The following is a 20,779-nucleotide window of genomic DNA, read 5'->3' on the forward strand; positions in this document are numbered from 1 at the left end:
TTTATAGTTTTTTATTCTATAATAAACTATTATTCCTCAGTTGCTTCAACTTCACTGTCGTCTTCACTAATTAATATACTTTTCCAACTCAACAATATGTAAAATAAATTTACAACATCTTGCTCATTATAAACAAGTATTTTCTCAACCTTTTCTTTTGGCATTCTTTGAAAATACTCTCTATCTTTTAAAACTTTATGAAATGTTTTTGCTAAATTTGACCCTGAAAGAACATCGCCTTCTCTTTCAATACCAAATTTCTTTTCTAAAGCCTTAAGACCTATCCCTTGCTTAAAAGTATGCTCATAAATTTTCTGTATATCCACAGATCTAAAGTAATTATTAAAATCAAAATTTATTCCATATTTATCAAACAAATAATTTATAACTGTAAAATCATTATTCCCAGAAAAAGTTACTATATACTTTTTCTTTTGCTCTGCAGCAACCATTATAAAATATTTTTTTGCTAAGTAAAGAATATCTCTTACTTCTCCCTTATGTTCTATCATATATTGAGTCATCATGAACTTAGATTTCTCCTCATCATAATATCCCGCTCCAAAAACACCTATGCACTTAGGCTTTTTATATACATAGTGTTCTAAATCAAAATATACAGCCTGTTTATATATATCATAATTTTCATTAAAAGATAGGGCATTACTAAGATCTAAATCATTTATATCTATTTCATGCTCTTTTATGATCACTTTATCACTCTTTTCTTATATAAACTTATAACAGAAATATTATATCATTATATCACTCTTTAGTTAAGTATTAATAAACATTAATTGAATTTTTAATTAATACAATTTATCAATTGACAAATTCCTGTCAAGTTGATATAATTTAAATGAATTTGATAATGATTTTCATTTAGTGAGGTGCTTAAGATGAGTATATATGATTTAAAAATCGGACAAGCCGGTGTTATAGATAAAATTTGTGGACATGACGGTCTGGCTAAAAGACTTCTTGCTTTAGGATGCATTGAAGGAACAGAAATAAAATTAAAAAGAATAGCTCCTTTAGGAGACCCATTAATAGTAAACTTAAGAGGTTTTGATTTAGCTATTAGAAAAAAAGATGCTAAAAATATAATCTTAAAATAATAAATAAAATAGAATAATTTAATAGGAGGAAAACTAATGACAACAATAGCTTTACTCGGTAATCCTAACGTTGGTAAAACTACTCTATTCAATGCCTTAACAGGCTCTAACCAACACGTAGGAAACTGGCCAGGTGTTACAGTTGATAAAAAGGAAGGGTTTCTCAACTCTAACAAAATAGTTGATTTACCTGGTATCTATGCTTTAGATACATTTTCAAACGAGGAAAAGGTATCTAAAAAATTCTTAGAGTCTGGAGAGGTTGACCTTATACTAAATATAGTTGACGCTTCTAACTTAGATAGAAACCTATATCTAACTATGCAACTTAAAGAATTTAAGAAGCCAATAGTATTGCTTCTTAACATGAACGATATAGCCGAGAAAAAGGGAATTAAGATTAATCCAAAAAAATTAGAAAAAGCTTTTAACCTTAAAGTAATTCCTATAACAGCATCTAAAAAAGAAGGCTTAGATGAAGTTAAAGAATTCATAAATAAAGGCAATTTTGATAAATACTTAGACAAAAATACTTACTCATTTAAGGATGAGGCTAATACTTATAAATTTATTGAGGAAAAATTATCAGACTGTTTTAATAGGTCTAATAATTCTTCAACAAACCTAACAGACAAATTAGATAAAATATTTTTAAACCCATGGCTTGCATACCCATTATTTATAGTACTTATGATTTTTGTATTCCAATTTACATTCTCATGGGTTGGACAACCTATTTCAGATGCTTTAGATGGCTTTTTAAGTGATACTTTCATGCCATACTTAAGTAATCTTTTATCAGGTACAGCTCCATGGTTCCAATCATTACTTGTTGATGGTATTGTAGCAGGTGTAGGTGGAATCATAGTATTATTACCAATAATATTAGCATTATTTTTATGCATATCAATATTAGAAGATAGTGGATATATGGCTAGAGTTGCTTTCCTAATGGATAAGTTCATGAGAAAAATAGGACTTTCTGGAAAGGCTTTTCTTCCTATGATAACAGGATTCGGATGTACAGTTCCTGCTATTATGTCAGCTAGAACTTTAGAAAGTGAAAAGGATAGAAAACTTACTGCTCTTTTAGCACCATTTATGTCATGTAATGCTAGATTACCTGTATATGTAATATTCGCTGGATTATTCTTCCCAGAAAATGCATCTTTAGTTGTTGCTTCTTTATATATACTAGGTATAATCGTTGCTTTCATATTAGGCTTAGTGTTTAAAAATACTTTATTCAAGAAAGATGAAGAACCTTTTATTATAGAACTTCCTGAATATAAAGTACCAGAAATTAAATCTGTATTAGGTCAACTTTGGGATAAATCAAAGAATTTCCTAAAAAAAGCTGGAACTATTATATTTGCAATGAGTGTTGTTATTTGGTTCCTTCAAAGTTTCAACTTCAGTGGAATGGTTGAAGATATAACTCATAGTTTCTTATATAATATAGGTTCATTTATAGCTCCTATATTCGCTCCATTAGGATTTGGAGATTGGCAAGCTTCAGTTTCATTATTAACTGGTTTAATGGCTAAAGAAACTATAATTTCAACAATGGAAGTTATTTATAAAGGTGACTTAGTTCATATGTTACCACAATTCTTTACAGCTATTTCATCTTACTCATTTATGGTATTTGTATTACTTTACACACCATGTATAAGTGTTGTAGGTGTTATGAAGAAAGAATATGGTGGTAAATTCACAATTTTATCAGTAATATTCCAATTTGTAGTTGCTTGGGTAAGTGCCTTCATAATTTATCATATTGGTCTATTAATATTCTAAAGAAGGTGTTTTTATGGAAATTTTTATTACAGCCTTAATAGTATTAGCTGTGGTTGTTATACTATATAAAAACTTTAAAAAGTCATCAAAAGGACAATGTAGCGGTTGCAGCAAATGTGCTTCTAAAGGAAGTTGTCCTAGTAAAAAAAATAAAAAAAAATAAAAAAATAACCAATTCCAAAAGGAATTGGTTATTTTTTATTATAAACTACATTTTTTCAACTACATTTATTCCTATTAAGAATAAAGCATTCTTAATAACTTGTGCAGTAGCTTTTATAAGAGCAAGTCTAGCAGCTTTTAAACCTTCATCTTCTACATTTAATACTGTATGATTATTGTAGAACTTATTGAAAGCCTTAGCTACTTCTATTGAATATCTTGTTACAACAGAAGGCTCTAATTTATCTATTCCTAATATTATAGCTTTTTGTAATCCTTCTAATGTTTTAGCTAATTCAAACTCTTCTTTTGAAGTTAATTTTGTGAAGTCTGGCTCAGCTGTTATATTTTGCTCTTCGGCCTTTCTTAATATACTCTTAGCTCTTGCATATGAGTATTGAACATAAGGACCAGTTTCTCCTTCAAAGCTTAACATCTCTTTCCAATCGAAAACTATATCTCTTTCTCTTGAGTTCTTTAAGTAAGTGAATATTATTGCACCTATACCTATTTTCTTAGCTGCTTCTTCTTTATTTTCTAATGAAGGATTCTTTTCTTCTATAGTTTCTCTAGTTTTATCTATAGCTTCACTTAAAAGATCTTCAAGTAAAACTACATTACCTTTTCTTGTTGAAAGTTTTCTATCTGCAAACTTAACTAATCCAAATGGAATGTGTACGCAGTTTTTAGCCCATTCATTTCCTGCTAATTCTAATGTTTTAAATACTTGATTAAAGTGTAATATTTGGTCTTTACCAACTACATATATACATTTATCAAAGTCATAAGTGTTATGTCTGTACATAGCCGCTGCTAAGTCTCTTGTTGCATATATTGATGCTCCATCTGATTTAACAACTATACAAGGTGGCATATTGTACTCATCTAACATTACAACCTTAGCGCCATTACTTTCAGTTAATATATTAGCTTTTTCTAACTCTTCTACTACTACATCCATCTTGTCATTGTAGAAACTTTCTCCAGCCCAAGAATCAAAGTCTACCCCTAACATACCGTATATTTTATTAAACTCTTTTAATGATAAGTCTTTAAATCTTTCCCATAAAGCTACAGCTTCTGCATCTCCGTCTTCAAGCTTCTTGAAGTACATTCTTCCTTCGTCCTCAAGCTCTGGATTATTTTCAGCCTCATCATGGAATTTAACGTATATTCTTAAAAGTTCAGTTATTGGAGCCTCTTCTAAAGCCTCTTCATTACCCCATCTTTTATAAGCTGATATTAATTTACCAAATTGAGTTCCCCAGTCTCCTAAGTGGTTTATTCTTATTGGGTTATATCCTTCAAAGTTTAACATTCTATATAATGAATGTCCTATAGCTGTTGTGAATAAGTGTCCAACATGGAAAGGCTTAGCTATGTTAGGTGATGAATACTCAACAACAACATTTTTTCCCTCTCCTATTTTAGAAGAACCGTAGTTATCTCCCTCTTCTAAAACTTTATTTATTACATTCTTTGAGAAAGCCACTTTATCAACAAAGAAGTTTAAGTAAGGTCCTAAGCACTCTACTCTTTCAAATCCCTCTTTGTTTATTTTTTCAGCTAACTCAGCTGCTATCATGTTAGGAGCTTTTCTCATAACCTTAGCTAATTGGAAACAAGGAAATGCAAAATCCCCCATTTCAGGCTTAGGTGGTATTTCTATAAGCTTTTCTATATTCTCTAACTCTAAATCAACATGCTCTTTAATTCTTTCTGCAACCAACTTTTTGTAATCCATAATTATCCTCCTTATTTATATGCTAATTTTAAAAACACATTATATAGTGACATTATTGCCAAAATATAAATTTATTTACAATATAAAAAACCGCCTCTTTGAAACAAAGAGACGGATATATCCGCGGTACCACTCTAATTGGTTAAAAACCCACCTTATAATTTAACGCATAAGCGACATTTTAATAATGAAATACTAAAATGCAATCTCAGAGGCTCTCTTCATCCATACTATTCTATAAGGCTTACACCATCCCTTACTCGCTTAAGAAATCATAAAGACTACTCTTCTCTTCACAGACTTTTTATATTATCTTTTCTTAATTATTATATTATTTTACCTTAAATACTGTCAATATCCTCTTTTATTTATTATTAATAAAGTTTTATTTTAAAATACCCATTGAAAACTTCTTTGAAATTCTATAGTATCAGTATTATAATCAAATTATATTTTAAACAAGTAGAGGGGAAAAGAAATGGATAGAATAGGAGTAATAGATATCGGTTCTAACTCTGTAAGATTAACGCTTGCTGAGGTTGAGAATTCTGGATATTTTAGAATAATCGATGAATTAAAAGAACATATAAGACTTGGTTCTGATTTATTCGCTTGTTCTGTTTTGGACGAAGAAAAAATTAAACTTACAATTTCATCTATAAAAGCTTTTAAATCTATGTGCATCTCTTGTGGAGCATCTAAAATCATACTTATAGGTGTTGAAAGCATAAGACAATTAGATGAAAGAATTAATCTTAAAGAAATAATAAAAAAAGAACTTGGGTTAGATCTTAGAATTTTATCTAACGAAGAAGAGATTCATTATAATTTTTTAGGAGTTAAAAACTCTCTTTATATAAATAATTCTCTTCTTTTAGATATAAACGGAAACAATACCCATGTTTGTTGGTTAAAAGATAATAATATATATAAAGAAGTTACTCTTCCTTTTGGATATGTAACATTAACATCAATGTTCCAATTAAATGATATGATTTCCTATGAGAATAATACTAACTGTGTTAAGTATATAAAAGAACATCTTGAAAAAGTAGATTGGCTTGAATCTAATAAATTTGATTCAGTTATAGGTGTTGGGGGTTCTTTTAGAAATCTAGGAAAAATGGATAGACGTAGAAAAAGATATCCCATTGATATAGTTCATAATTATGTTCTTTATGATTATGATGTTGAGGAAATGTTCCACTTACTAAAAAGTAAAAATCTTCGTCAAAGGAAAAAGGTTGAAGGACTTTCTCCAGCAAGGGCTGATGTTATAGTTGCTTCTACAAATTTAATAAAAGAAGTTTTAAGCTTTACTAGTACTAATGAGGTAATAATCTGCGGTCGTGGTCTTAGAGAAGGACTTATATATGAATATATGACAAATACATTCCATAATGATGATGATATTTTAGATGTGAGTTTAAAAGGAATTATGGACACTTTAAATATAAACATTCCTCATGCTAAAAATGTATGCAAACTCTCATTTTCATTATTTGAAGGTTTAAAACCACTTCATCATTTAGGTGATGAGTTTAAAAACATACTAAAAACTGCTTCACTACTTCACGACTGTGGTATAAGCATAAGATATTATGATCACCATGTTCATTCATTCTATGTTATTTTAAGCTCCCACATAAATGGATTAACACATAAAGAAATTTTATTAAGTGCCTTATGTGCTGCTTACCATAGAAATAATTCTTATCAAGCACCACTTGCAAAATATTCTACTATAATAAACAGACTTGATTTAAAGCATGTTGAATATTTAGGAGTTATTCTTAAACTTGCTGAGGGATTAGATAGAGGATTAACTGGCCATGTAAAAAATCTTGATGTAATAATTGATGAAGATACAGTTACATTAAAACTTTATTCTGACTATGATTTAGAGTTAGAAATACGTCAAGCAAAGAGAAGTGCTAAAGCATTCTCAGAAATTTACAATAAGGATTTAATTATCGAAAAAGCATAATAAAAGTCTACAGGAGAATATCTCCTGTAGACTTTACTTTTCTATTATACTTCTGGTTGATTCTAGAGATTTATTTAATTCATTTATAATACTTTTATCTAAGTCTTTACCTTCTTCACTATTTAATGTCTCTTCTACAGGTAATATATAATAATCAGACTTTTTATTTTCTTTTTGAATTTTATAAACCCAAGTTGGAGTATATCCCCATTCTTCTATTTCTACTCCCTTTCTAGTCTTATCTAAAGTTAAATTTAGTATAATCCCATCTGCTGTTCTTCTCTCTCCCATTGTTTCTTCTCTTTGATTTGAAATAAAGTTCCCTAAAGAATAAGCTACTAGTGTCTTATGACCATCTTCCCTCTCAATTTCATTTATAGGCTGTATAACATGAGGATTGCTTCCTAGTATTAAATCAACCCCATACTCATTTAAAGCCTCAGCTATTTGAATTTGATACTTGCTAGGTTCACTATTATATTCGATTCCCCAATGCATACCAAAAACTATAAAATCTGCTCCTTCATTCTTCATTTTCTCTATTAAAACTTTCATTTCCTCTAATCTCTCATCTAATTTATTATAATTAAAAGTGTTTAGAGTGCTATTTTCAGAAATTTTATTACCATTTAACTCTCCTTCTTTACTTTCATAAGTGTAGGATGTAAATGCTATTTTTATTCCCTTTACTTTTTTAATAATATATTTTTTATTTCCGATAGAACTCATTAACTCATCTATTTTTTCTCCTGTTCTAATAGCCCCATCTTCTCCCTTATCTAAAGAATGATCAGTTGCTACATTTATAACATCAAAGCCTGTCTCTCCCAAAGCTGTTATCATTGAATCTGGTCCATTATAAGAAGGATATCCTGAATACCCCTTTTCTTCGCCACTATAAGTTCCTTCTATAGTTCCATAGGATATATCACTCTTTTCAATAAAACTCTTTATATACTTAAAATTATCCGTAAAATCATAGATTTTATTTTCCTCATTGTATGCTGACCATATTTGCTCATCATGTAATATTATATCTCCTACTGCACTTATTTTCACTTTTCTTCCCAAAGTAAATAAATTAAAAAATCTCTTTTTATCCTTTTCCTTTGTAACCTCTTTTTCCTCAATACCAGCTCCCTTTGTGGTTACAATATTGTTGGTTATGATATTATTAGCTATTAAAACAGAACAAACAATAACTAGAGAGGATAATATTATTTTCATTGCTTTAGACATTCTTATCATATTCTCACCCCTCTATATATTACCATATTTTTACATTTTATTTCAATTATCTTTATATAAAAAAATTAGATTAGATTCAGCTAATTTATTTCGAAGAATAAAACTGCCTATCTAATCTAATTCTCTTTAATATATTAATTTTAATTCTTAAATTACATTATTATTCCGACTAGAGAATATATGAAAGCCATAACCATTTGTGATGGAATAGCTAGTATATATCTTCCAAGTAATATTATAGCTATAAGTATAATACTATAATATTCATATACTACACCAGATAACTTATAAAATAGTCTTGGTTTAAGATCTTCTAAAATTCTAAAACAATCAAGACCTGGTAACGGTAATATGTTGAATACAAAAAAGTTAACATTTAATACAACTATATACTGTAATATTAAAAATATTATCTGAGATAAATCTCCTCTTATTCCAAAAAATCTAAGATATAGAACTGTAAGTATTACTCCAACTATAGCCACTACTAAGTTTGAAAGCCAAGCTGCCACATTAACTTTTATAGCATCTTTCTTAGGATTTTTAAAAGCATATTTATTTATCTCTACAGATTTACTCCATCCAAAACCAACAAAAGCCATCATTAAAGCTCCTAAAATATCAATATGCTTTAATGGGTCTAAAGTCAATTCTCCTTTAAATCTCGGTGTTTTATCCCCTAATTTATCTGCCATTTTGGCACGAGTATATTCTTTAACTGAAAAGGCTATTAATATTGCCGGAATGCTAAGCAATGCGTTTAATATAAATTGCATAATTAAGACCTCCTTATTTTGTATTTTAAATTATACCATAAATTTCTTTATTTTATTATGTAGTAAACTTAATAATTTATTAATTTTAGATTCTCTTTTAAGTTAATATTAGTTTTTGTTCTTTATTTAAAATATAACCTAATTTTAAAGCACGCAAAATAGAGGGTTCCTATCTTTTTCATAAATAAAGAACCCTCTTAAATCAACTATAATCTCTTAGCTGCTTCGTAAGCTAATTCACTTCTCTCACACTCATCATACTTCAAAGTAACTTGATAGCAAAGATGACTCCCCTTCATTTTTTCTGAAGCATAACACAATCCATTACTTCTTGAATCTAAAAATGCTTGGTCTATTTGCTCAGGATCACCAACCAATATTATCTTTGATCCTTCTCCTGCTCTTGTTATAATAGCCTTGACTTGCTTTGGTGTTAAGTTTTGAGCTTCATCTATTATAATCCAGTTCTTTATTATGCTTCTACCTCTCAAATAGGCAACAGCTTCCGTTGTTATTATCTTTCTCTCGAAAAGTTCTTCTATCTTATCATTTAACTCTCTTTCATTAGAATATCTTTCCTTCTCATCTGAATCTATTAAAATTTCTAGGTTATCATATATAGGTCTCATAAATGGAGCTATTTTTTCCTGTTCAGTTCCTGGTAAATATCCTATGTCTTCATCCATTGTTACATTTGGTCTACATACTAAAATCCTTCTATATTGTCCACTTTCCTCTTCTAATATTTTTTGTAATCCAACAGCTAAAGAAAATAATGTCTTAGCAGTACCTGCAGGTCCCTTTATAATTACTAAAGGAGCTTTTTTAGCATCAATACTTAAACACTCTAACATAAACTTTTGCCCAACATTTCTAGGACTTATTCCCATAATATTATTGCTGTCCTTATAAATTAAAGGTCTAACAACTTTCCCATCAAATCTTCCTAAGGCAGTCTGTTTATCATTATCATTACAATGTATTATTAAGAACTGATTAACCTCTAGTTCTGGTTCTACATATTTTTTATTTCCCTCATCATAAAATGTTAAATCTTTTTTTTCTATTACTTTATTTTTAAAGAATTTACTTAAAACTTCAGAACTTGTGTAAACTTCCATCCTTCCACTATACTGTTCTTCAAACTCAGGTACTACAACTTCATAAAAGTCTTCTGATTTTATGCTAACTGTATCAGCCTTTATTCTTTCAAATATATCCTTAGTTATTAAACAAACATCTTCTCCCGCTTCTTTTAAGGCCTTACATATTTGTATTATTCTATTATCAGGTTTACTTATATTCCATGCTTCTGGTATTTCAGTATTATAAAAATTAGTTACTACTTTAAGTTTCCCTCCTCCAGGTAAATCAACACCTTCACTTAGAGAACCCTCTAATCTTAGCTTATCTAACTCTCTAGCAACATTCCTTGCATTTGCTCCCAAATCATTGTTCATTTTCTTTATATTGTCTAATTCCTCTAGAACTACTTCTGGAATAATAACATTATTATCATGAAAAGAATATATAGCTCCTGGTGAATATAACAATACATTGGTATCTAATATATAAGTTTTCTTCAAAATAATCACTCCTTTAGAATAATACAGCCATAATAAGCAAACTTGATTTTCATTTGTTTATATATTAATATTTAAGAATACTCAATATAATTCTTAAATATTGATATTTTATAAGTAAAATTTATAAATTATAAATTTGATTTAATTAATAAGAATTTTAGTTTATACTATTATATAGACATTAAGCATATGGGAGGCTTTACATAATGAAATTACTTTTTTTTGATACAGAAACTACAGGAGTCAAACCCGGAAGCATATGCCAGCTTAGTTATATTCTTGTAGATACTTCAACTAAACCTCAAACAACAATAGGTAAAAATGTTTTCTTTACAGTTGACGAAATGGAACCAGAGGCTGAAAGAATTCACGGCTTTTCTTTAGAAAAATTATATGAATTAAGTGAAGGAATGTATTTTGAAGATCTTTATACTGATTTTATAAATGATTTCTTAGAATCAGATTTTTTAATAGGACATAATGTTCAGTTTGACATTAAATTCTTAAAGCATGAATTATTAGGTCTTGGAGATTTCTTTGAACCTAAAAATGTATTTTGTACTATGAAATACTATAAAGATATATGTAAGATATTAAGACCTACTGGAGATTATAAAAACCCTAAGCTTGAAGAGGTAATTAAGCACCTAAAAATAACTGATGCTGAAATAAGTGAAACTGCTAATAAATACTTCCAAGGCAGCGGAAACTACCATGATGCTAGATTTGATACAGCAGCAACCTATCTTACTGTAATAAATGGAATAAAAAAAGGAATAATTCCAAGAAATTATTTCACAAATTTATTAGAAAAAAATAAAAAGATATATTTTTAAAATATATCTTTTTTTAGTTCCCTATGAAATTTCTTTTTCTTTTGCTTTATTTAGAAGATTTATATTAGAGGTATTTATATTAGTATAATATCTAACTTCTCCACTTTCACTCTCATATCTACTTTCTACAACCTCTCCACTTACAGAAACTAAATCACCAATCTTAACATAATTCTCTAAAAATTCTACTGTGGATCTACTCCATGTTATTACGCTTAAAAATGTAGTAGTTTCCTCTTTTCCATTAAAACTATTAACGGCTATTCTAAATCTCACATACTTCTTTTGATTTTTAGACTCTTTCACCTCAATTTTTGTAGCAACTCTTCCGATAAGATCAACTTTATTCATTGATTTTCACTCCTTAATTGTTATTTACTTAGAGTATTGACCATATTTAAGAGTCTCAAACGTATGTTCTTTAAAAATTTTTTATCAAATCAACTTACATAACATAAAATTAAATCTTACAATATATATTTCTACTTAGATAAGTATTATTTTAATAATAAATAATTTAATATTATAGTTTTAAATAAAGCCCTTTATATGAGAATGCATAAGAAAAAAGCTATTAGATAGAATCTCTCTAATAGCTTCTTAATTAACTTTATATTAAACTGTTATGTTACTACTTAAGTTAGCTGCATCTTTATTAGCTTCTATTATAGGATCTACATATTCATCTATGAACTCCACAACTTGACTTGGAGCTCTACCAACGAACTTAACTGGATCTATTATAGCGATAATTTCTTCCTCTGAAAGATTAAATGAATCATCATTTATAATTCTTTCTATTAAGTCATTATTAAGTCCTTCACCTTTAACTCTTTGTGCTGCATCCATAGAATGAACTCTTATTCTTTCATGAAGTTCTTGTCTATCTCCGCCTTTTTTAACTGATTCCATCATTATGTTCTCAGTTGCCATAAATGGTAACTCTTGATTTACATGAGCTGCAATAACTTTATCATAAACAACCATGTTCTCAGCAATATTAATATAAAGATTTAAAACACCATCTAAAGCTAAGAAAGCTTCTGCAACAGCGATTCTCTTGTTAGCTGAATCATCTAAAGTTCTTTCAAACCATTGAGTTGAAGCAGTTATAGCTGGGTTTAAAGCATCTACTATAACGTATCTAGCTAAGGCACCCATTCTTTCACTTCTCATAGGATTTCTCTTATAAGCCATAGCTGATGATCCTATTTGATTCTTTTCAAATGGTTCTTCTACTTCTTTCATGCTTTGAAGTAATCTTAAGTCATTTGAGAATTTATATGCACTTTGTGCAACTTCTGATAATGTATTTAAGATTATAGAATCTAATTTTCTTGGATATGTTTGACCAGTAACTCCAAAACTCTTTTCAAATCCCATCTTTTCAGCAACAATCTTATCTAAAGCCTTAACTTTGCTTTGATCTCCTTCAAAAAGGTTCATAAAGCTTGCTTGAGTTCCTGTAGTTCCTTTTACTCCTCTTAATTTTAAAGTTGATAATAAGAAATCTATGTTCTCCATATCCATTACTAAATCTTGCATCCATAATGTAGCTCTTTTACCAACTGTAGTAAGCTGTGCTGGTTGGAAATGAGTAAATCCTAAAGTAGGCATATCTTTATATTCTAATGCAAACTTTCTTAAGTTATTTAAAACTGCAACTATTTTTTTCTTTATTAATAATAAAGCATCTCTCATTATTATTACGTCTGTGTTATCTCCAACGTAGCAGCTCGTAGCTCCTAAATGTATTATACCTTTTGCTGAAGGACATTGAAGTCCATATGCATGAACATGACTCATAACATCATGTCTTACTTCTTTTTCCTTCTTTATTGCTTCTTCATAGTTTATATCTGAAATATGGCTTTTAAGCTCTTCTATTTGCTCATCAGTTATATTTAAACCTAATTCTTTTTCGCCCTCTGCTAGAGCTACCCATAATTTTCTCCATGTTGAGAATTTCATATCATCTGAGAAAATATATGACATTTCCTTTGACGCATATCTTGAATTTAATGGTGTGCTATATAAATTTTTCACTTTGTACCCTCCTAAAGCAGCAATACTAATTATGTCTATATTATACCATAAGATAAGTATAATATAAATAAATTTATAAGTTTTTTGTTTATCATTCGTGTTTTTCTTGTTTAATGCCATGAAAGATATATATTTTATATGTCAATGTACGTATTTTGTCTATATTTATAGTTTTTGAAAAACTCTATAAAATTATTATGTAAATTTATAAAAAATAAAAGGATTCCTTATGGAATCCTTTTACGAAGATTACTCTTCTAAATTTTCAATTAACTTAGCTATTTCTTCAGCTGCTAAAGCTTCATCATCACCACTAGCGATAACCTTAACATTAGCATCTTTAGAAACTCCTAATGATAAAACTCCAATTAAGCTCTTAACATTAGCTTTTTTTCCATTGTACTCTAAGCTTATGTCTGATTTGAAAGCTGAAGCTTTTTTTACTAGTAAAGTTGCTGGTCTAGCATGTAAGCCTGTTGAATTTTTAACTATAACTTCTTTAGTTACCATTATAAACACCTCTTTACTTCTACTTTTATTTGTTATTTAACAATACTAACTTCTTAATTATACTCATTTTTTTAGAAAATTTCAACAACTTAAAAAAAAGATTAATTTCTATTCATTATTTTGTCAACAAATTTTTTTATTCTTTTTAAGCCCTTAATTATTTCCTCTTTAGAAGTAGCATAAGATAATCTTATAAAATTATCTTCTCCAAAAGCTATTCCCGGTATTACAACAACATTTTCTTCTTTTAATAACATGTTAGCAAATTCCATTGAACCTTGTATATTACCTTTTTCTAAAACCTTAGATATATCAATCATTACATAAAAAGCACCTTTAGGCTCTATAAATGTAAGTTCATTTATATCACTTATAAGTTCTATCATAAGATTTCTTCTTGAACTAAATTCTTTAACCATTTCCTCTATAGTTTTTTGATCACCCGTTAAAGCTTCTAAAGCTGCAAACTGAGCTATACTATTTGTATTTGATGTTATATGGCTTTGAATATTGTTCATTACTCTAACTAACTCTTCATTATAGCAAGCTGCATAACCAATTCTCCATCCTGTCATTGCATATGCTTTTGAAAATCCATTTATAACAACAGTTCTTTTAAAAGCATCTTCATTTAAAGAAGCAATACTTATGTGTTCTTCTTTTCCATATATAAGTTTTTCATATATTTCATCAGAGATTATTATAAGGTCATTTTCCTCAGCAAATTTTGCAATAACCTCTAAATCATTTTTTGAATATAAAGTTCCTGTTGGATTATTTGGTGAATTTAAAACTATAGCCTTTGTTTTATCACTTAAAACTGACTTTAATTCATCATAAGTTACCTTAAAATCATTTTCTTTCTTTGTTTCTATAAAAATAGGAACTCCATCACTTAACTTAACTAATTCAGGGTAACTTACCCAATAAGGTACTGGTATTATTACCTCATCACCCGGATTTAAAATTGCCATAAATACATTTGCTAGAGATTGTTTAGCTCCTGTTGAAACAATTATATTTTTAACTCCATAATTCAATCTATTATCATCATGTAATTTTTTTGCTATGGCTTCTTTTAATTCTACTATTCCAGATGTTGCTGTATATTTTGTCTTTCCTTCTTCCATAGCTCTAGTAGCAGCTTCTATTATATTTTTAGGAGTATTAAAATCTGGCTCACCTACTCCAAAACTTACTACATCGATTCCTTCTTTTTTTAGCTCTCCAGCCTTAGCTGTTAAGGCTAAAGTTAATGATGCCCCAATACTTTGTGCTTTTCTAGATAATATCATCTAATCCCCTCTTTACTGCTTATTTTTTAATTTAATTACGCTTTCAATATATCACTTTTATTATTTAAAGTAAACCAATAAAAAATGCTACTACAAGTAAAATTACTCATAGCAGCATCTATTTATTTACCAAATTTAGAGCACCTCTAAACTTTTATCTTGGCTGTATTATAAGCTTTATAGCTGTTCTTTCTTCACCATCTATTTCGATGTCTGTGAATGCAGGAATACAAACTATATCTTTTCCACTTGGTGCTACAAAGCCTCTAGCTATAGCTATAGCTTTAACTGCTTGATTTATGGCACCTGCCCCTACTGCTTGTATCTCTACAGTATTTCTTTCTTTTATTATGGCTGCTAGTGCACCTGCTACTGAATTCGGATTTGATTTAGTTGATACCTTTAATACTTCCATTATATAAACCTCCTAGACATTTTTAGGATACGTTTACATTTAAATAGTTAACGTTTTCCCTTACATAATAATATTCTATATAAGTTTTCTAATTCCTTCTTGAACAAATGAAATTTTTAAAAGAATTTTAAAATATTTATTTTAAGCAATAATAAAACTCTACTGTAATTGTTGCAGTAGAGTTAATTAAAAAAATACATTTTGTAAACAAAATGTATTTTATATATTCATTTATTTAGCATAGTCAACTGCACGAGTCTCTCTTATTACATTTATCTTGATTTGACCTGGATACTCTAATTGTTCTTCTATCTTCTTAACAATATTTCTCGCCATCTCAATTGCCCCTGCATCATCAACTTGATCTGGTTTAACCATAATTCTAATTTCTCTTCCAGCTTGAATGGCATATGACTTTTCTACACCTTCATATGAAGTAGCTATTTCTTCTAATTTTTCTAATCTCTTAATGTAAGCTTCTAAAGTTTCCCTTCTTGCTCCTGGTCTAGCTGCTGATATAGCATCTGCCGCTTGAACAAGTATTGCTTCAAGAGTTTGCATTTCTTCATCACCATGGTGAGCTCCTATAGCATTGACTACAGCTGCTGACTCATGATATTTCTTTGCAAGTTCTCCACCAATAACGGCATGAGGACCCTCATATTCTTGATCAACTCCTTTACCTATATCATGTAAAAGACCTGCTCTTCTAGCTAGATTCACATCTAAACCTAATTCAGATGCCATTAATCCTGCTAAATATGAAACCTCTATTGAATGTTTTAAAACATTTTGACCATAACTTGTTCTGTACTTTAGTCTTCCTAGAAGCTTAATTATTTCTGGATGTAATCCATGAACACCAGTTTCGAAAGTTGCTTGTTCTCCCTCTTCCTTAATGTCATTTTCTACATCTTTAATAGCTCTTTCTACCATTTCTTCAATTCTAGCTGGATGAATTCTTCCATCTACAATTAATTTTTCTAAAGCTATTCTTGCAACTTCTCTTCTTATTGGATCGAAGCTTGAAAGAATAACAGCTTCTGGAGTATCATCTATTATTAAGTCAACTCCTGTTAATGTTTCTAAAGTTCTTATGTTTCTACCTTCTCTACCGATGATTCTTCCTTTCATCTCATCATTAGGTAAGGCAACAACATGAACTGTAGTCTCAGAAACATGGTCTGCCGCACATCTTTGAATAGCAGTAGTAATTATTTCCCTTGATTTTTTATCAGCTTCTTCTTTGGCCTTAGTCTCAAGTTCTTTAATCAGCATAGCTGATTCATGTTTTATTTCTTTTCTTACTTCATCTAATAATAATGTTCTTGCGTCTTCTCCTGAAAGATTTGATATTCTTTCAAGTTCAGCTCTTTGTTCACCGTATAAACTTTGCACACGTTCTTCAAGTTCTTGAATTTCTATAGATTTTTTGTTCATGCTATCTTCTCTTTTTTCAAGCATTTCACTCTTTTTATCTAATGACTCCTCCCTTTGGATAAGTCTTCTTTCAAACCTTTGAATCTCATTTCTTCTGTCACGAGTTTCTTTATCAAGATCTGCTCTTAGTTTGTGTACCTCTTCCTTTGCTTCTAATATGGCTTCTTTCTTTGTAGATTCAGCTGTTCTTTTAGCCTCCTCAAGAGTTGCACTCGCTTCTCTTTCTAAGCTTTCCACCTTATTTTTTGAAGCTTTTTGTATAAGAGTGTATTGAATAAACCCTACTACCCCTAATATTATTATTCCTATTAATACAAGTATTTCTACTCCCATATAAACACCTCCTCGCTTATTCTCTCTATAAAAAACATTTCGCGTAGAAAGGTGTCATACTATTCTCACTGTAATTTCTTGAATATGATAAACCAGTATTTGTTATTATTGTATAGTAATTTTATATTTATGTCAAGGTTAGCCCCTGCGTATATTATATGCTAAAAAACAAAAATTATTCTTATACTAATCCAGATATAATGGGCTTTTATAACTTTTTAACTTCCTTAAAATGTAGAAACTTTTAATTAATGTTAACATATTCATAACTACCTGAATTTTCATATTTTTAATAGTGTAAATTCATAAAATATGAAAAAAAAGATAAGGAAAAATCCTTATCTTTTTTTATTATTCTTCAATAGTTTCTTCTACCTTTACTGCTTCTACTGCTTTAGCTAAAGGTAAATCATACTTTTCTCTTATTTGATTTTCTATATCTAATGCAACTGATGGATTTTCTTTTAGATATTGCTTAGCATTTTCTCTACCTTGGCCTAGTCTTATATCTCCATATGAGAACCAAGCACCACTTTTTTGTACTATATTTTCTTTTACTCCAACATCTACTATGTTACCTTCTTTTGATATACCTTCATTATACATTATATCAAATTCAGCTTGCTTAAATGGAGGAGCAACCTTATTTTTAACAACCTTAACTCTTGTTCTGTTACCAGTTATTCCATCACCTTGTTTTATTGAATCAATTCTTCTTATATCCATTCTAACTGATGCGTAGAATTTTAAAGCTCTACCACCTGGTGTTGTTTCTGGATTTCCGAACATTACACCAACTTTTTCTCTTAATTGGTTTATGAATATTACTACACAGTTTGATTTATTTATTGTTCCTGTTAATTTTCTTAAAGCTTGAGACATTAATCTAGCTTGAAGTCCCACATGAGAGTCTCCCATTTCCCCTTCAATCTCAGCTCTTGGTACTAAGGCAGCAACTGAGTCAACAACTAAAACATCTATAGCTCCTGATCTAACTAAGGCTTCTGTTATCTCTAAGGCCTGTTCTCCTGTATCTGGTTGTGAAACAACCAAATCATCTATATTAACACCTAATCTTCTTGCGTAAACTGGGTCTAAAGCATGCTCAGCATCTATATACGCTGCTGCTCCCCCTATTTTTTGAGCCTCTGCCACTACATGTAGAGCCACTGTTGTTTTACCTGAACTCTCTGGTCCATATATCTCGATAATTCTTCCTTTTGGTACCCCACCAATTCCTAAGGCTATATCAAGATCTAAACATCCAGTTGAAACAGCATCCATTTGAGGAGCACCTTGCTCTCCAAGTTTCATTACTGATCCCTTTCCGAATTGTTTCTCTATTTGACCCATCGCCATCTCAATAGCTTTTAATTTATCTTTATCTATATTTGCCATACTTAACCTCCTTAAATAACCGAACATAAGTTCTATTATTATTATAATATATACAAAAAAAAAGTCAACATTAACATGAAGCTATAGAAAAAACTTCATGTTTTAATTATTGACTTTTTTTTAACTTTTAAACCCTTATTTATAAGTGTTTATAACCTTTTTATTTTTTATAAAGTAATCTATTCCAGAAATTATTGTTATTGCAACAGCTAAGTATAAGAATATATCGGGAACATATATAAAGAAGTTTCTTAAGAAACTATTTCCCACTACTAATTCTTTAATTCCTGGTGAATTAATTATGTTTACTTGTAATAATAAAAGCACTATAGCGATTATTTGTATTACAGTTTTGATTTTTCCCCACCAACTAGCAGCTATAACTTTACCCTCTGAAGCCGCTATAGTTCTTAAACCAGAAACAGCAAACTCTCTAGCTATTATTACAATTGCTGCCCATGCTGGAACTAGTTGTAATTCTACTAAAGATATTAAAGCTGCCGTCACTAATAACTTATCCGCTAAAGGGTCCATAAACTTACCGAAATTGGTTACTTGATTTCTTGATCTTGCTATATATCCATCTAGTTGATCTGTCACAGATGCTATTATGAATATAAGAGTTGCTATTATACTACCATAAGGTAAGTCTTGATAAGCTATAAATACTAAAAATACGGGAACTAAAACTATCCTAATCAAAGTTAATTTATTTGCAAGATTCATTGCATACAACTCCTACTAAATCATATTCTAAGGCCTTTTCAATTTTAACTTTACAGAATTGGTCCTTTTTAGCTCCATTTCCTTTTACATAAATACATCCATCTATATCTGGAGCCATTTCATAGCTTCTTCCTATATAGTACTCCCCATTAAATTTTTCAATAAGAACATTATATTTTCTATCAACCTTGCTCTTATTAATTTCTTCTGATACTTCTTTTTGAAGTAACATTATTTCTTCTTCTCTAGTCTTTTTAACTTCTTCATCTATTTGATCTTCCATTATAGCTGCTGGAGTTCCTTCTTCTCTTGAGTAAGTGAAAACCCCTACTTTATCTAATTTTATTGTTTCAATAAATTCTTTTAACTCATTGAAATCTTCTTCAGATTCTCCTGGGAACCCAACAATTAAAGAAGTTCTTAAAACTATATTAGGTATGCTTTCTCTTAAAGCATTAATCTTTTCTATTATTTCCTCTTTTGTTGTTTTTCTACCCATTCTCTTTAAAACATTATTGCTTATATGTTGTATAGGTAGATCAAGATAATTACAAACTTTATTATTTGATGCAATTTCCTGAATTAGTTCATCATATATAGCTTCTGGATAGCAATAAAGAACTCTTATCCATTCTATTCCTTCAATTTTAGCTAATTCTCTTAAAACTAAGTGAAGTCTCTTCTCGCCATATATATCTATACCATAATTAGTTGTATCCTGAGCTATTAATATTAACTCTTTTACTCCACTCTCAGCTAATTTTTTTGCTTCATCAATTATATTTTCTAAAGTTCTACTTCTAAACTTACCTCTTATTTTAGGAATAATACAATAAGTACAGAAGTTATTACATCCTTCTGCAATTCTTAAATATGCAGTTGTCTTATCAGTTGTTATCAATCTTAATCCTTCATTAATTGATATATCACTGTAATTTGTCGCTGTAACCTTCTTACTATTTCCATTTATAAAGTTCATTATGGCTTCATTTATTTTAGTATAATCATTAACACCTAACATTATATCTATTTCTGGCATTAATTCTAATAATTCATCACCATATCTTTGAGTTAAGCAGCCTGTAGCTATAAGTAACTTACAGTTGTGACTTGTTTTGTATTTTGCCATATCTAATATTGTGTTTATGGATTCTTGTTTAGCCTTTTCAATAAACCCACAAGTGTTTACTATTATTATGTCCGCTTCCTTTGGGTTATTTGTAAGTTCATACCCATTTTGAACCATACCAAGCATGATTTCTGAGTCTACTCTATTCTTATCACAACCTAAACTCACCATTCCTACCTTATATTTCGCCAAATCTACTTCCTCCTACGTTTAAATATATATTTCTTATT

Annotated in this window: 19 protein-coding genes and 1 other annotated feature; of the genes, 5 read left to right on the top strand and 14 right to left on the bottom strand. The window is 29.4% G+C overall.

The window, feature by feature from the left end; genetic code table 11:
* Positions 1-29 precede the first annotated feature (29 nt).
* Positions 30-713 carry a ribonuclease H-like domain-containing protein gene (locus AC2A4K_RS11660; RefSeq protein ID WP_322502663.1) on the bottom strand — a complete coding sequence of 228 codons (684 nt, stop codon included), beginning with the start codon at positions 711-713 and terminating at the stop codon, positions 30-32.
* 186 nt (positions 714-899) lie between these two features.
* Here AC2A4K_RS11660 and AC2A4K_RS11665 point away from each other — a divergent pair, with 186 nt between their 5' ends.
* Genes AC2A4K_RS11665 through AC2A4K_RS11675 form a run of 3 tightly spaced genes read left to right on the top strand, consistent with a single transcriptional unit; the run spans position 900 to position 3,081 of the window.
* Positions 900-1,118: a FeoA family protein gene (locus AC2A4K_RS11665; protein ID WP_322502664.1), complete on the top strand. Its 219-nt coding sequence runs from the start codon at positions 900-902 to the stop codon at positions 1,116-1,118.
* Positions 1,119-1,154: 36 nt separating this feature from the next.
* A complete protein-coding gene (gene feoB / locus AC2A4K_RS11670; RefSeq protein ID WP_322502665.1) occupies positions 1,155-2,918 on the top strand; it encodes a ferrous iron transport protein B in 1,764 nt (587 codons plus the stop codon).
* 13 nt (positions 2,919-2,931) lie between these two features.
* Complete coding sequence (locus tag AC2A4K_RS11675) at positions 2,932-3,081, top strand: FeoB-associated Cys-rich membrane protein (RefSeq protein WP_322502666.1); 150 nt, start codon at positions 2,932-2,934, stop codon at positions 3,079-3,081.
* Between the two features lie 45 nt (positions 3,082-3,126).
* On the opposite strand, the gene argS is transcribed toward AC2A4K_RS11675, so the two are convergent.
* Positions 3,127-4,824: an arginine--tRNA ligase gene (gene argS, locus AC2A4K_RS11680; protein WP_322502667.1), complete on the bottom strand. Its 1,698-nt coding sequence runs from the start codon at positions 4,822-4,824 to the stop codon at positions 3,127-3,129.
* Positions 4,825-4,928: 104 nt separating this feature from the next.
* Positions 4,929-5,130: a binding site (T-box leader), on the bottom strand.
* A gap of 172 nt (positions 5,131-5,302) precedes the next feature.
* Between argS and AC2A4K_RS11685 the strand changes: the two genes are divergently transcribed.
* Positions 5,303-6,811: a Ppx/GppA phosphatase family protein gene (locus AC2A4K_RS11685; RefSeq protein WP_322502668.1), complete on the top strand. Its 1,509-nt coding sequence runs from the start codon at positions 5,303-5,305 to the stop codon at positions 6,809-6,811.
* 33 nt (positions 6,812-6,844) lie between these two features.
* Here AC2A4K_RS11685 and AC2A4K_RS11690 read toward each other — a convergent pair whose 3' ends face one another.
* The 3 genes from AC2A4K_RS11690 to AC2A4K_RS11700 form a co-directional block, all read right to left on the bottom strand.
* Entirely contained in the window at positions 6,845-8,059 is a 1,215-nt protein-coding gene (locus AC2A4K_RS11690; protein WP_322502669.1) for a CapA family protein, read from the bottom strand.
* A 152-nt stretch (positions 8,060-8,211) separates the two neighbouring features.
* Positions 8,212-8,835 (bottom strand): site-2 protease family protein, encoded by a 624-nt coding sequence (locus AC2A4K_RS11695; protein ID WP_322502670.1) that lies wholly within the window; start codon positions 8,833-8,835, stop codon positions 8,212-8,214.
* Between the two features lie 206 nt (positions 8,836-9,041).
* Positions 9,042-10,421 (bottom strand): PhoH family protein, encoded by a 1,380-nt coding sequence (locus AC2A4K_RS11700; protein WP_322502671.1) that lies wholly within the window; start codon positions 10,419-10,421, stop codon positions 9,042-9,044.
* Positions 10,422-10,627: 206 nt separating this feature from the next.
* Between AC2A4K_RS11700 and AC2A4K_RS11705 the strand changes: the two genes are divergently transcribed.
* Positions 10,628-11,257 (top strand): 3'-5' exonuclease, encoded by a 630-nt coding sequence (locus AC2A4K_RS11705; RefSeq protein ID WP_322502672.1) that lies wholly within the window; start codon positions 10,628-10,630, stop codon positions 11,255-11,257.
* Between the two features lie 21 nt (positions 11,258-11,278).
* Here the strand turns inward: AC2A4K_RS11705 and AC2A4K_RS11710 are convergent, their stop codons facing one another.
* From AC2A4K_RS11710 to rimO, 9 genes are all read right to left on the bottom strand, one after another.
* Positions 11,279-11,608, bottom strand: coding sequence for a single-stranded DNA-binding protein (locus AC2A4K_RS11710; protein WP_322502673.1), 330 nt, complete (start codon positions 11,606-11,608; stop codon positions 11,279-11,281).
* A 264-nt stretch (positions 11,609-11,872) separates the two neighbouring features.
* The gene (gene purB, locus AC2A4K_RS11715) at positions 11,873-13,303 is read right to left on the bottom strand and encodes an adenylosuccinate lyase (protein WP_322502674.1); all 1,431 of its coding nucleotides are present in this window, start codon (positions 13,301-13,303) and stop codon (positions 11,873-11,875) included.
* 249 nt (positions 13,304-13,552) lie between these two features.
* Entirely contained in the window at positions 13,553-13,813 is a 261-nt protein-coding gene (locus AC2A4K_RS11720; protein WP_003459789.1) for an HPr family phosphocarrier protein, read from the bottom strand.
* Between the two features lie 101 nt (positions 13,814-13,914).
* Positions 13,915-15,108, bottom strand: a complete 1,194-nt coding sequence (locus AC2A4K_RS11725) for a pyridoxal phosphate-dependent aminotransferase (RefSeq protein ID WP_322502675.1) — start codon at positions 15,106-15,108, stop codon at positions 13,915-13,917.
* Positions 15,109-15,262: 154 nt separating this feature from the next.
* The gene (locus AC2A4K_RS11730) at positions 15,263-15,523 is read right to left on the bottom strand and encodes a stage V sporulation protein S (RefSeq protein ID WP_003459803.1); all 261 of its coding nucleotides are present in this window, start codon (positions 15,521-15,523) and stop codon (positions 15,263-15,265) included.
* A 231-nt stretch (positions 15,524-15,754) separates the two neighbouring features.
* Entirely contained in the window at positions 15,755-17,296 is a 1,542-nt protein-coding gene (gene rny, locus AC2A4K_RS11735) for a ribonuclease Y (protein ID WP_322502676.1), read from the bottom strand.
* A gap of 351 nt (positions 17,297-17,647) precedes the next feature.
* Positions 17,648-18,694, bottom strand: a complete 1,047-nt coding sequence (recA, locus tag AC2A4K_RS11740) for a recombinase RecA (RefSeq protein ID WP_322502677.1) — start codon at positions 18,692-18,694, stop codon at positions 17,648-17,650.
* A 135-nt stretch (positions 18,695-18,829) separates the two neighbouring features.
* Positions 18,830-19,420: a CDP-diacylglycerol--glycerol-3-phosphate 3-phosphatidyltransferase gene (gene pgsA, locus AC2A4K_RS11745; RefSeq protein WP_322502678.1), complete on the bottom strand. Its 591-nt coding sequence runs from the start codon at positions 19,418-19,420 to the stop codon at positions 18,830-18,832.
* Positions 19,404-20,741, bottom strand: coding sequence for a 30S ribosomal protein S12 methylthiotransferase RimO (gene rimO / locus AC2A4K_RS11750; protein WP_322502679.1), 1,338 nt, complete (start codon positions 20,739-20,741; stop codon positions 19,404-19,406). Before rimO ends, pgsA begins: the two co-directional genes overlap by 17 nt.
* Between the last annotated feature and the right edge of the window lie 38 nt (positions 20,742-20,779).

This window comes from Clostridium sp. LIBA-8841 (genome assembly GCF_057782475.1).